Origin of the sequence: Kribbella pittospori (genome assembly GCF_004331465.1) — a bacterium.
Taxonomy (GTDB): domain Bacteria; phylum Actinomycetota; class Actinomycetes; order Propionibacteriales; family Kribbellaceae; genus Kribbella; species Kribbella pittospori.
Genome location: NZ_SJKB01000004.1, coordinates 115435 through 127063, shown reverse-complemented (window position 1 = coordinate 127063; position 11629 = coordinate 115435). Strand labels below are relative to the sequence as shown.

The 11629-nt window shown below is 69.1% G+C and carries 13 protein-coding genes; 7 read left to right on the top strand and 6 right to left on the bottom strand.

The window, feature by feature from the left end; translation table 11 throughout:
- Positions 1–10: 10 nt before the first annotated feature.
- The 4 genes from ftsY (at position 11) to E0H73_RS14185 (ending at position 4205) form a co-directional block, all read left to right on the top strand.
- On the top strand, positions 11–1201 hold the full coding sequence (gene ftsY, locus E0H73_RS14200; protein WP_131355128.1) for a signal recognition particle-docking protein FtsY: 1191 nt from the start codon (positions 11–13) through the stop codon (positions 1199–1201).
- A gap of 90 nt (positions 1202–1291) precedes the next feature.
- A complete protein-coding gene (locus tag E0H73_RS14195) occupies positions 1292–2593 on the top strand; it encodes an NAD(P)/FAD-dependent oxidoreductase (protein WP_131355125.1) in 1302 nt (433 codons plus the stop codon).
- A gap of 24 nt (positions 2594–2617) precedes the next feature.
- On the top strand, positions 2618–3022 hold the full coding sequence (locus tag E0H73_RS14190) for a YciI family protein (RefSeq protein ID WP_131355122.1): 405 nt from the start codon (positions 2618–2620) through the stop codon (positions 3020–3022).
- Positions 3003–4205, top strand: a complete 1203-nt coding sequence (locus E0H73_RS14185; RefSeq protein ID WP_131355119.1) for an RNA polymerase sigma factor — start codon at positions 3003–3005, stop codon at positions 4203–4205. Before E0H73_RS14190 ends, E0H73_RS14185 begins: the two co-directional genes overlap by 20 nt.
- Here the strand turns inward: E0H73_RS14185 and E0H73_RS14180 are convergent.
- The 5 genes from E0H73_RS14180 to E0H73_RS14160 all read right to left on the bottom strand — a co-directional run bounded on the left by E0H73_RS14180 (position 4198) and on the right by E0H73_RS14160 (position 8188).
- Positions 4198–4845, bottom strand: a complete 648-nt coding sequence (locus tag E0H73_RS14180; RefSeq protein ID WP_165555669.1) for a DivIVA domain-containing protein — start codon at positions 4843–4845, stop codon at positions 4198–4200. The genes E0H73_RS14185 and E0H73_RS14180 overlap by 8 nt on opposite strands.
- Positions 4842–5984, bottom strand: a complete 1143-nt coding sequence (locus E0H73_RS14175) for a globin domain-containing protein (RefSeq protein ID WP_131355113.1) — start codon at positions 5982–5984, stop codon at positions 4842–4844. The genes E0H73_RS14180 and E0H73_RS14175 overlap by 4 nt, the downstream gene beginning before the upstream one ends.
- A 5-nt stretch (positions 5985–5989) precedes the next feature.
- A complete protein-coding gene (locus E0H73_RS14170) occupies positions 5990–6379 on the bottom strand; it encodes a group I truncated hemoglobin (RefSeq protein WP_131355110.1) in 390 nt (129 codons plus the stop codon).
- A gap of 225 nt (positions 6380–6604) precedes the next feature.
- Positions 6605–7564 (bottom strand): asparaginase, encoded by a 960-nt coding sequence (locus tag E0H73_RS14165; RefSeq protein ID WP_131355107.1) that lies wholly within the window; start codon positions 7562–7564, stop codon positions 6605–6607.
- A 48-nt stretch (positions 7565–7612) separates the two neighbouring features.
- A complete protein-coding gene (locus E0H73_RS14160) occupies positions 7613–8188 on the bottom strand; it encodes a helix-turn-helix domain-containing protein (protein WP_131355103.1) in 576 nt (191 codons plus the stop codon).
- 76 nt (positions 8189–8264) lie between these two features.
- On the opposite strand from E0H73_RS14160, the gene E0H73_RS14155 reads away from it, so the two are divergent.
- The 3 genes from E0H73_RS14155 to E0H73_RS14145 are packed head-to-tail and all read left to right on the top strand — an operon-like array spanning position 8265 to position 10974.
- Positions 8265–9209, top strand: coding sequence for an NAD(P)/FAD-dependent oxidoreductase (locus E0H73_RS14155; RefSeq protein ID WP_131355100.1), 945 nt, complete (start codon positions 8265–8267; stop codon positions 9207–9209).
- 26 nt (positions 9210–9235) lie between these two features.
- A complete protein-coding gene (locus E0H73_RS14150) occupies positions 9236–9730 on the top strand; it encodes a sigma factor-like helix-turn-helix DNA-binding protein (protein ID WP_131355097.1) in 495 nt (164 codons plus the stop codon).
- Entirely contained in the window at positions 9727–10974 is a 1248-nt protein-coding gene (locus tag E0H73_RS14145) for a hypothetical protein (protein WP_131355094.1), read from the top strand. The genes E0H73_RS14150 and E0H73_RS14145 overlap by 4 nt, the downstream gene beginning before the upstream one ends.
- Here E0H73_RS14145 and E0H73_RS14140 read toward each other — a convergent pair.
- The gene (locus E0H73_RS14140) at positions 10903–11574 is read right to left on the bottom strand and encodes a TetR/AcrR family transcriptional regulator (protein WP_131355091.1); all 672 of its coding nucleotides are present in this window, start codon (positions 11572–11574) and stop codon (positions 10903–10905) included. The two genes, E0H73_RS14145 and E0H73_RS14140, sit on opposite strands and share 72 nt — an antisense overlap.
- Positions 11575–11629 lie beyond the last annotated feature (55 nt).

The window sequence follows — 11629 nt, the reverse complement described above, 5'->3', positions numbered from 1 at the left end:
ATGGGGAACCGTGTTGACTCCACAGCTTGTCACTCTGCTCTCGGACCAGGCCCTGATCGCGATCATCGTCGTGGTTGCGGCTGTCCTGGTCGCCGGTACCGCCGGACTCGTCGTGTCCCGGCGTCGGAGGTCCCAGCTGCCCCAGGCCACTCAGCGGGCGTCGCTCGACACCGCTGAGCCGACGGTCGGTGAGGACGCCGAGGAGCCGCGGGACACGCCGACCCGGACGCTGGAGGACACCGAGCTGCCGGCGGAGGCCCCGGCCGCGACGATCGAGAAGCCGGAGTCCGCGCAGGGACGACTGGTCCGGCTGCGTGCGCGGCTGGCGCGGTCGCAGGGGTCGCTGGGCAAGGGCCTGCTCGCGCTGCTGTCGAGGGACAAGCTGGACGAGGAGGCGTGGGAGGACATCGAGACCACGCTGATCACTGCGGACGTCGGAGTGGCGCCGACCCAGGAGCTGGTCGAGAAGCTGCGGACTCGGATGCGGGTTGAGGGCGTCGGCGGCGCGCAGGCCCGCGACATCCTCCGCGAGGAGCTGATCGCGCTGGTCGACCCGTCGCTGGACCGGACGCTGAAGGTGAGCCGCAAGGAGACGCAGCCGGCGGTCGTGATGGTCGTCGGCGTGAACGGCACCGGCAAGACCACCACGGTCGGCAAGCTGGCTCGGGTCCTGGTGGCCGAGGACAAGCACGTCGTACTGGGTGCGGCCGACACGTTCCGGGCTGCGGCCGCGGACCAGCTGCAGACCTGGGGTGACCGGGTCGGGGTCCGGACCGTGCGCGGTCCCGAGGGCGGCGACCCGGCCAGCGTCGCGTTCGACTCGGTCAAGCAGGGCATCGAGGAGGAGGCGGACGCCGTCCTGGTCGACACGGCGGGACGGCTGCACACAAAGACCGGCCTGATGGACGAGCTGGGCAAGGTGAAGCGGGTGATCGAGAAGACCGCCGAGGTGGACGAGGTGCTGCTCGTCATCGACGCCACCACCGGCCAGAACGGGCTCACCCAGGCCCGCGTCTTCGCCGAGGTCATCGACGTCACCGGACTGGTCCTGACCAAGCTCGACGGTACGGCGAAGGGCGGCATCGTGATCGCCGTTCAGCGTGAGCTCGGCGTACCGGTCAAGCTGGTCGGCCTGGGCGAGGGCGCCGACGACATGGCCCCGTTCGACGCCGAGCAGTTCGTCGACGCCCTGCTGGACTGACACGCCGGCTGGACCGACACGCCGCTGCGCTGACACACGCCGTTGGACTGAGGCTGTTTGCCGGGCGGGTTGATCTGGTACTCAGGTGGCATGACGCTGCCAAGAGTCGTGATCATCGGTGCTGGGTTCGCCGGGTTCCACGCGGCCAAGACGCTGTGCCGGCTGGCCAAGGGCCGGGCCGAGGTCGTGGTGATCAACCCGACCGACTACTTCCTGTACGTCCCGCTGCTGCCTGAGGTCGCCACCGGCATCCTGGAGCCCCGGAACATCACGGTGTCCATCGCGGACGCGCTGCCCGACGTCCGATTGGTGCTCGGAGAGGTCGAGGGACTCGACCTGGACCGTCGCACGGTGCAGTACGCCGATCCGCTCGACCGGCGCGACGAGCTCGAGTACGACCGGCTCATCATCGCCGCGGGCAGTGTGAACAAGCTGCTGCCCATCCCCGGCGTGACGGAGTACGCGCACGGCTTCCGTGGCATCCCCGAAGCGGTCTTCCTGCGTGACCATCTGACCCAGCAGATCGAGCTCGCCGACGCCACCGACGATGTGGCCGCGCGAGACGCACTCTGCACGTTCGTCGTCGTCGGAGCGGGCTACACGGGCACAGAGGTGGCAGCACACGGCGTGCTGTACACCGAGCTGCTCAAGAAGCGCAGACCGCGCCTACGCGATCAGCGGATGCGCTGGATGCTGTTGGACATCGCAGACCGCGTCCTGCCCGAGCTGGACGAGCGCCTGTCGCGTACGGCGGACCGAGTGCTGCGCGAGCGTGGTGTCGAGGTCCTGATGGGTACGTCGGTCGAAGAGGCCATGCACGACGGTGTTCGACTCACCGACCAGTCCGACGTACCGACTCATTCGCTGATCTGGTGTGTCGGCGTCCGTCCGGACCCTGTGGTGGAGGGACTCGGGCTGAAGACGGAGAAGGGGCGTCTCCTGGTCGACGAGTACCTGAACGTGCCTGACCGCCCAGAGGTGTTCGCGTGTGGCGACGCGGCCGCCGTACCCGACCTGACGCGGCCTGGTGAGGTCACACCGATGACGGCGCAGCATGCCGAGCGGCAGGGCCGGCGGGCTGCCAAGAACGTTGCCGCCAGCTTCGGGACCGGTGAGCGCAAGCCGTACACCCACAAGGACCTCGGCTTCGTGGTGGACCTGGGTGGCAAACAGGCGGCGGCCAACCCGCTGCAGATCCCGCTGGCCGGGCTCCCCGCGAAGGCGGTGACCCGTGGCTACCATCTGATGTCCATGCCGGGGAACCGCGTCCGTACGGCGACCGAGTGGCTGTTCGATGCGACACTGCACCGGCAGACCACGCAACTCGGTGTCATCCCCGCGGCCGACGTACCGCTGGAGACCGCGAGTCCGGAGCGGGTTCGCCCACACTGAGGTGGGCCCGAAGGAGGAGACGAGATGACCAAGTTCTTGCTGCTGATGCACTACGACGGCGGGAACGTCGACACCCCGATGCTGGAGTGGGACGAGCCCGACATGAAGGCGCACCTGCAATACCTGAGCGACGGCCTGGACCGGCTGCGGGAGAGCGGTGAGCTGGTGGAGGCGCAGGCCCTGACCTGGCCCCGGCACGCCAAGGTCGTCCGGGCTGCCAGCGTGAGTGCGCCGGTGCTGACCGACGGTCCGTACGCCGAGTCCAAGGAGGTGCTGGCCGGCTACACGATGGTCGACGTGGAGTCGGAGGAACGCGCACTGGAGATCGCGGCCGAGCAGTCCGCCGCGCCCGGCCCGGGCGGTGTCCCGGTCGAGCAGCCGATCGAGGTCCGCCGGGTGATGGAGTCGGATGCCGACCTCTACGAATGACCACCACCTCGAGGACCTGCTGCGCGAACTGACGCCGCAGGTTGTCGGCGTGCTCGTCCGGCGGTCCGGTGATTTCGCGGCGGCGGAGGACGCCGTCCAGGAGGCGCTGCTGGCCGCTGCGACGACGTGGCCGCGGGACGGTACGCCGGACAACCCGAAGGCGTGGCTGATCCAGGCAGCGTCGCGGCGGCTGATCGACGAGGTCCGGCAGGAGCAGGCCCGGCGACGCCGTGAGGAGAAGGCCGCGCTGCGCGACGTACCGCCGGAGGACGTCGAGGAGCAGGACGACACGCTGCGGCTGCTGTTCCTGTGCTGCCACCCGAAGCTGACGCCGGCGTCGGCCATCGCGCTGACGCTGCGGGCGGTCGGCGGCCTGACCACCGCCGAGATCGCGCACGCCTACTTGGTGCCTGAGGCAACGATGGCGCAGCGGATCAGCCGGGCGAAGCAGCGGCTCAAGGGCGTCGCCTTCGAGTTGGACACCGGCGAGGAGCGACTCCGCAACGTCCTGCACGTGCTGTACCTGATGTTCAACGAGGGCTACACCAGCACCAGCGGTCCGGAGTTGCAGCGCAGCGATCTGTCGGCGGAAGCGATCCGTCTGACGCGGAGCGTGCACGCACTACTGCCGGACGACGGACAGGTCACCGGACTGCTCGCGCTGATGCTCCTCAGCGACGCTCGCCGCCCGGCCCGCACCGGCGGCGCCGGAGAGCTCATCCCGCTCACGGACCAGGACCGCACGCTCTGGAACAAGGACCACATCACCGAAGGCGTCGCACTGGCCGTGCAGGCCTTCGACACACCGCCACTCGGGGAGTACCAGCTGCAGGCCGCGATCGCCGCGCTGCACGACGAAGTGGATCGGGCGGAGGACACCGACTGGCCGCAGATCCTCGCGCTGTACGGGCTGCTGGAGGACCTGTCCGGCAACCCGATGGTGAAGCTCAACCGGGCCATCGCCGCCGCGATGGTGGACGGCCCCGACGCCGGTCTGAAGCTCCTCGAGCCACTCGACGAGGAACTCCCCGGCCACTACCGGCTGGACGCCGTACGCGGGCATCTGTACGAGATGAAGGGCGACCACGAGACCGCCGCGCAGCACTTCCGCGCGGCGGCCCACGGTACGACGAGCGTCCCCGAGCGCGACTACCTGACCAGCAAGGCGGCAGCGCTCAGATAGGCCGACGGTGGCCGGCCACCGTCGGCGTCTCCTGAATGCCGCCCCCGTCCGGGCCGGCAGACAGGTCGTTCCACCACAGCACCTCGTCGTCCGGGGGAGTCGCCGCCTCGGCCGGCACCTGCGGTAGATGACCCAGCCGCTCGACCTGCTCCGCCAATGCGTCCAGGACGGACCGGAGTTGCACATGTGCGACCCGGGTGAACGTCCGCACGTACTCCAGCTCGGCGACCGGAGCATCGCTCGCCGGGAAGTGCTTCACAGCCGATTCCACCGAGTCCCGAGCCTGCTCCAGTGCGTCCCGCTGCTGAGTACGAGCCGTCTCCACCAGATCCTTCGCGTACTGCTCCGCCTCGCCCACCAGGTTGTCCGCGATCTGCTGCGCCTGGCTGAGCAGCCCGACCGCGTGGGCGGTGATGTGGGCACGCTGGTCCGCGTCCGGCGAACTGCTGCGGAGCCGCTCGACCTCCGCCCGCAGCTCGGCCCGGTCCGCGTCGGCGTACTCGATCTGGTCCGCCAGGTCGCTCAGGTACGCCGTGACTTCGTCCTGGTCCAGGCCCTTGCGGCGGGTGCCGAAGGTCTTGTGCCGGATCGTGTACGGCGATTGAGCCGGTCGGCCGGCGAACGGATCTTGGCGCGTCACTGCTGACTCCCTGCCGAGGTCGTGATCCCCAAGGATTCTGTGTGGATGGCGGTGGCCGGCACCCCGGCCTCGGTGAGGTCCGCGACGGTGTGCCGGACCATGGCGGGGGAGCCGCACACCAGGGCGGTGCGGTCCGTCCACGGCCCGTGCTCGGCGGCGATCGCGCCGACCTGCCCGCGCGCCCCAGGGTACGACGAGTCGTCGGACACCACGGGGGTGTAGCTGAACCAGGGCCGCTGGGTGAGGCTGGTCAGCTGCTTGTGCTCGTACAGGTTCCACGGCATCCGCGCACCGTGGAACAGATGCACGCGGGGCACCTGGCTCGGCTGGGTCCGCCGGTCGAGCTGCTCGAGCATCGCCCGGAACGGCGCCAGTCCGGTGCCGCCGGCGATCATCACCAGGTCCCGGCCGTCGTCCTCGGGCAGCTTGAGCGTGTCCCCGACCGGAGCGCCGATCCGGACCGGGTCACCACGCTTGAGCGACCGAACGGCGGGTCCGCTGACCTGGCCACCGGGGACCAGGCCGATGTGCAGCTCGATCGAGCCGTCGCTGCGCGGAGCGTTGGCCGGGCTGTAGTAGCGCCAGCGCCGCGGCCGGTAGGGGATCTCGACCGCGACCGACTGGCCGGGCCGGTAGTCCAGCGGTCGCTCCGGGTGGATCTGCACGATCGTGACGTCCATCGTGCGCCGGTCCACCCCGAGGACCTGGCCGGTCCACCAGGCGGGGGCGTCACCGGTGGCCGACTCCTCGGCGGCCTGGACCATCACGGTCGCGACCAGGCCGTAGGCCTCGGCCCAGTCGGCGGCCAGCTCGGACGTCCATGCAGCACCCAGGAAGTGCTGCAGCGTCGCGAGCAGGGACGCTCCGACCGCGGAGTAGTGCTCGGCGACGACCGAGAAGCGCCGGTGGTCGCGGCCGAGTTGTTGCAGGAAGGGCACCACCTCGTCGATTTGTGCGGCGTTGCTGACGACGGCGCCGAGAGCGCCGACCAGCTTGTCGCGTTGGGCGGCCATCGAGACCGGGAACATCTCCCGGACCTCAGGATGGGAAAGGAACAGGTGGGAGTAGAAGAACAACGGCACCTCGTCACCGGATTTGGCGACCAGGGCCCAGCTGTTCTTCAGAGCAGCCGGGTCCATCCGCGTCAGTGCACCCCGACGATGTCGTCCTGGGTGGCGCCCAGCGCTGTCACCACCCGACCGATGATGTCGGCGGGTACGTCGTGCGCCTCCAGCGCGGCGACCAGGTGCACCACGACCTTGCCGAAGTCGTCACCGGTGATGCCGCGGCCCTTGTGCGCCTCGGACAGCGCGAGGCCGTCGTACGTGACCGGTCCGCCCATGACCTGCGAGACCAGTTGCACCTGATGCCGTTTCAGTTTGGCCAGGTCGCTGTCGGCGAAGTAGCCGGCCAGCTGGGGGTCCGCAAGGACATCGCGGTAGAAGACATCCACCACCGAGGCGATCGCGGGACCACCGCCGACCGCCTCGTAATCGCTGTCCCCCGTTGTGTTGCCCTGAGCCTGCTCGACCACGGCGCAACCATCTCCCAATCTTCGAAATCGATCCCCGAGCGGTGACGATCCGAGCACTGTCGGGCGGCCGTGGTCAAGTTCAAGCGACGGATTTGCCACGATTCGTCCGATCTTCGTGGCGATTGATTGACAACCCCGATCCGTGGGTAGGAGGTACGACCTCTGGTCTGCCCGAACCCCGGAAGGTTGCCTAAGGCAATAATCAAATAATCAAACGTAAATCAATCAAACGTATTGTCCGAACGCCGCCGCGATGTCGTCATCTGTTGCCAAGAGCAACCGAAGCAGCACCCGGGCCTTGTACGGGTCCAGGAAGCCGCCGTCGATCAGGCCACGCTGCAGCAGATCCGACTCCGACCCGACCGACCGGTAGGTGTTGCGTACGATCGAGCCGGCGCCCGTGCGCGACGTCAGGACCACTGGCATCTTCGCGGCCAGCTCTCCGAGCACTGGAGCAAGTGCGGCCGGGACATGTCCGACGCCGAAGCCGGCCACCACCAGACCCTGGTGAGTGTCCGCCAGCCCCTGCAACAGCAGGCCGTCGTCGTCCATGGTGACGGTGTAGAGCGCCACCCGCGTCGCGTCGAGCTCCGCCGGCTCCGCACTTCCCTGTACGCCGTCAAGGCGCATCGGACGCGTGAGGACTCGGACGCGGTCCTCGACCACGTGCCCGATCGGTCCGGTGTTGGGCGACACGAACGTCGCCGTACTCGTGCTGTGCGTCTTGCGCACCCACCGGGCGGCGTGGATCTCCTCCTTGAACACGACCAGTGCGCCGAGGTCGCGGGCCGCGGGGGAGCAGGCGACGCGGAGAGCAGCCAGGAGGTTCGCCGGGCCGTCGGGGCCGGCCAGCGTGGGGTTGCGCATAGCGCCCGTGAGTACGAACGGCTGTGGGTGTGGCCAGACCTGGTCGACCAAGAAGGCGGTCTCCTCCAGGGTGTCTGTGCCTTGCGTGACCACGACTCCGGTGGCACCGGCGGACACGGCCTTCGAGGCGGCGTCGACGACCTCGAGCATCTTCGCGGCGGTGAGGTTGGCGCTGGGCACTGCCTCGATGTCCTGGATCTCGACCGGGTGACCGAGCTCCGACAGCCCGGGGATCGCGGCGGCCAGGTCCTCGCCGGTCAGTCGGTGTTTGCCGGCCATCCCGATGGTGCCGCCCAGGGTGAACAACGCGATGCTCACTACCAGTTCCTCCTCAGTCACACGGATCGCCTGACAGACCGCCGCAGCCTACTTGGTGCGCGCCCGGACATGCATGCGTTCGCCCTGCGGCCCGTACAGGCACAGGACCTCCGTCGGACCAGGACCGGGGTTGCCGAACCAGTGCGGCACCCGGGTGTCGAACTCCGCCACCTCACCCTCCTTCAGGATGAAGTCCTGGTCGCCGAGCTTGAGCCGGACCCGTCCGGAGAGCACATAGATCCAGTCGTAGCCCTCGTGTGTCTTCTGCTGTACGTCGTTGCCGGGGTAGCCCTCCGGCAGGATCTGCTTGAAGGCCTGCAGACCGCCCGGCCGCCTGCTCAGTGGGATGTGCACCGTGCCGTGGCGCTTGATCGGCTTCGCGTAGATCCGCGGGTCGCCGGTCGGTGGCGCGTCCACCAGTTCGTCCAGTTGGACCTGATGCGCCCGTGCCAGCGGCAGCAGGAGCTCCAGGGTCGGCCGGCGCTGTCCGGACTCCAGCCGGGACAGCGTGCTCACCGAGATCCCGGTCTCCTCGGACAGCTGGGACAGCGTCGTACCCCGCTCCGATCGCAGGCTGCGCAGCCGTGATCCGACTGCTTCGAGTACGTCGTCGTAGGACTCCATGTTGCCATTCTGGCAAACAAAGTTGTCGAAAACGAGAATCGTCACGCACTCTCGAGCCAACCGAGAGGAGCCGGAGATGAAGAAGTACGACGTGATCGTGATCGGCGGAGGCGCCGCCGGGCTGAGTGGAGCGCTGGCGCTGGTCCGATCGCGCCGGTCGGTCCTGGTGATCGACGACGGTACGCCGCGCAACGCGCCGGCGGAGCACGTGCACAACTACCTGACCCGGGACGGGGTCCCGCCGGCCGAGCTGTACGCGATCGGCCGCGAGGAGGTCATCGGGTACGGCAGTGAGGTCGTCACCGGCACCGTGACCACGGCCCGCCGGGACGGCGACTTCAAAGTCGAGCTTGCAGACGGTACGACGTACCAGGGCCGGCGGCTGCTGGTGACGACCGGGCTGACGGACGTGCTGCCCGATTTACCCGGGCTGGCCGAACGGTGGGGCAAGGACGTATTGCACTGCCCGTACTGCCACGGCTGGGAGGTGCGCGACCAGGCGATCGGCGTACTGGCGACCACGGTGATGGCGCTGCACCAGGTGCAGTTGTTCCGGCAGCTGAGTGACGACGTGACGCTGTTCCTGCACACCGCGCCGGAGCCGACAGATGAGCAGTGGGAGGAGCTCGCGGCCCGCCGCATCTCAGTAGTGGAAGGGAAGGTCGAGCAGCTCGAGGTGGAGGACGGCAAACTCACCGGTGTCCGGCTGGAGGGCGGGAAGGTCATCCCACGGCAGGCGCTGGCCGTGCAGAGCACCATGCGGGCGCGTGCGGGCTTCCTGACCGATCTGGGGCTGGAGACGACCGAGCTGGAGGCCAATGGGATCGTCCTGGGCACCGCTGTCCAGGTCGACGCGATGGGCGCCACCCAGGTGCCGGGCGTCTTTGCGGCCGGCAACGTGACCGATCCGAGGGCGCAGGTCATCTCTGCCGCAGCGGCAGGGCTGATGGCTGCGGGCGGTGTCAACTTCGACCTGATCGGCGAAGAGATCAGGCTGGCAGTGGCCGCCCGCAGTAGTTGAGGAGTTGAATAGAGGCGGGAGGGTGGATGCACGAAACGGTCGACCCGGATTTCGCCTCGTATGTCGATGCGCGGCAGGGCAGATGGCTCCGAACGGCGTACCTGGTGTACGGCGATCCTGAGCGTGCCGAGGATGCACTGCTGCACGCCTTCGCCCGGCTCGCGCTGCGCTGGACCAGGGTGGACGATCCGGACGTCTTCGTTCAGCGGCTGCTCTACCAGCCTGCTCTGAACCGGTGGGGCCGGGTGGAGGCGTTCCCGGACGAGGACGACCCGGTGAAGCTCGCGCTGGCCGAGCTGTCGCCCGCACAGCGCACGGTGTTCGTGCTGCTCCACCTGGAGGAGCTCACCGAGTTCGAGGTGGCGGACATGCTCAACATGTCCCACCAGACCGTGCACGGACACGGCATGTCCGCCTTCAGCCGGTTCCGTACGGCGCTCGGCGGCGGGGGCGACTGGCGGGATAGCCCCCGCGACAGCGCACCTGACAGGGCCCGTGACATTGGTGGCGACCAGCGATGAGGCGCGAGGACGTCCAGCCGATGCTCGCCAAGGCATCCGACCGGCTGCCCGAACCGGATCTGGCCGACGCGGCCTGGGCGGCCGGAGTGGAGACCCGTCGCCGCCGGCGGCGCAGCATCCTCATCGGTCTGATCGCTGCTGTGCTCATCGCTGTGATCGCTGCGATCGGAGTGGGCCTCAGCGGTGACGACAACTCCCAGTTCATCCCACCGATCACACCGCCCAGCAATCCGGAGATCCGCGCCCCGGACGGACAGATCAACGGGATCGACTTCTGGGTCGCTCCGCCGTCCGGAAGCGAACGGTTCCTCGACCGGCTCGAGACGCCGCTCGGCGATCGCCTGCAGCTACCGGACAACGTCGAACCGCTCGCGGACAGGCCGCTGGACCGCATCGCCGCCGTCGTGCTCGAGGACCGAGGCGACCGCTACGTACCGCTCCTGCTGGGCTCCGACTCCTCCTGGGCGCGAGCCGACGTGGAGCTTCTCCCGATCCGCACCGGTACGCCGCTGAGCTCCGGGGCGGTGTCGCCGGACGGGCGGATCGCCGCCTTCCCGCAGCCGGGCGAGTTGGTCACCGTCGACGCGGCGACGGCAGAGGTGTTCCGCATCAAGATGCCGGCCCGGGACATCCGCAGCGTCTCCTGGCTGCCGGATGCCCAGCGCGTTCTCGTCAGCGGGCCGGGCGTCGCCTACCGGGTGCTGGTGGGGGAGAGCGGCACCGGCGAGGAGCCGCTCGTGGCGATCGCGGGTGCCGCGGATCCGTCGGCGGTCACAGCGCCGTTCCGGCTCGACAAGGGTGCCGTGCTGCGCTACATGGTCGGTGGCCAGTGGATCGTCGACAGCGCTCTGCAGTTGCCGTTGCCGGTGCGCTCATGGGTCGGGCAGACGTTCTCCACGGACAGCGCCGCCGCCCGGCTGTTCGTCGCGGACGGTCTGATCCCGGCAGTAACCACCAACGCCTCACAGCCGCAGGTGGTGGCGGCCATCTCGACCCTGCAGGCACAGCCGAGCCGCCTGCTGGTGCTGGGCGACCCCACGGTGATGTCCTCGGCCCCGCCCATGGACCGGCCGTACGTGCGCGAGCCCGGCTGCTGCGCCGTACTGGGCTGGTACGACCACGACACCCCGCTGTTCGAGGTCCGAGGCTGGGTGCTCGCCTGGGACCTGAACTCAGGCCGGGTCCGCCGGGTCACCGAACTGGCCGTGGCCGGCCTGGCGGTTGGTCCCGGGATTCGCCCCTGAACCCTTGTCGAAAATGCAGCGCAGCGTGAACTCCACCAGTTTGTCCGCGTCCTCCGGCGCCGGCATCGGCTCGCCGGTCAGCGCGCGGATGACGAAGATGCCCGCCAGCCACTGCACCATCAGCACCGGGTCCACCGTGGTCCGGATCGGCTCACCGCGCTTGCGGGCCCGTTCCAGCGCATCCCGGGTCAGCTCGATCCGGTGGTCCAGCAGCTCACGGTAGATCCGTGCGGACCGCTCGTCGCGGTTCGCCTCCGTGACCGCCAGGCGGATCAGTGCCAGGCCGTTCTCGCTGTTCACGAACGCCAGTGCGTCGGCGTAGACCTGGCGCAGGTCGCCGGCGATCGAGCCGGTGTCCGCGTCCGGTATCTGGATGTCGAAGAGCTCCGCCATCGCGTCGTTGGCCAGCAGTTCCTTGCTGGCCCAGCGGCGGTAGATGGTGGCTTTGCCGACGCCCGCCGCCTCGGCGACGTCGTCGACCGTCATTCCGTCGAATCCGCGCTCGAGCAGCAGTTGCACGGCGTACCTACGGATCCTCGGCTCCGCGTCCGGGTCCCGCGGCCTGCCGCGGCGCGGCCTCACCCCGTGGTTGGTCCCCATTTCGTTTCCCCAGGTCGGACGGGCGCAGTGGCGCGGCTGCGTACCCGTGTGGTCC

Bases quoted from the DNA above. Each gene is read 5' to 3' on its own strand.
- E0H73_RS14150 (WP_131355097.1), top strand. From the start codon at position 9,236: ATGCACGAAACGGTCGACCCGGATTTCGCCTCGTATGTCGATGCGCGG.
- E0H73_RS14160 (WP_131355103.1), bottom strand. From the start codon at position 8,188: ATGGAGTCCTACGACGACGTACTCGAAGCAGTCGGATCACGGCTGCGC.
- E0H73_RS14175 (WP_131355113.1), bottom strand. From the start codon at position 5,984: ATGGACCCGGCTGCTCTGAAGAACAGCTGGGCCCTGGTCGCCAAATCC.
- E0H73_RS14190 (WP_131355122.1), top strand. From the start codon at position 2,618: ATGACCAAGTTCTTGCTGCTGATGCACTACGACGGCGGGAACGTCGAC.
- E0H73_RS14195 (WP_131355125.1), top strand. From the start codon at position 1,292: ATGACGCTGCCAAGAGTCGTGATCATCGGTGCTGGGTTCGCCGGGTTC.
- E0H73_RS14145 (WP_131355094.1), top strand. From the start codon at position 9,727: ATGAGGCGCGAGGACGTCCAGCCGATGCTCGCCAAGGCATCCGACCGG.
- E0H73_RS14155 (WP_131355100.1), top strand. From the start codon at position 8,265: ATGAAGAAGTACGACGTGATCGTGATCGGCGGAGGCGCCGCCGGGCTG.
- E0H73_RS14140 (WP_131355091.1), bottom strand. From the start codon at position 11,574: ATGGGGACCAACCACGGGGTGAGGCCGCGCCGCGGCAGGCCGCGGGAC.
- E0H73_RS14185 (WP_131355119.1), top strand. From the start codon at position 3,003: ATGCCGACCTCTACGAATGACCACCACCTCGAGGACCTGCTGCGCGAA.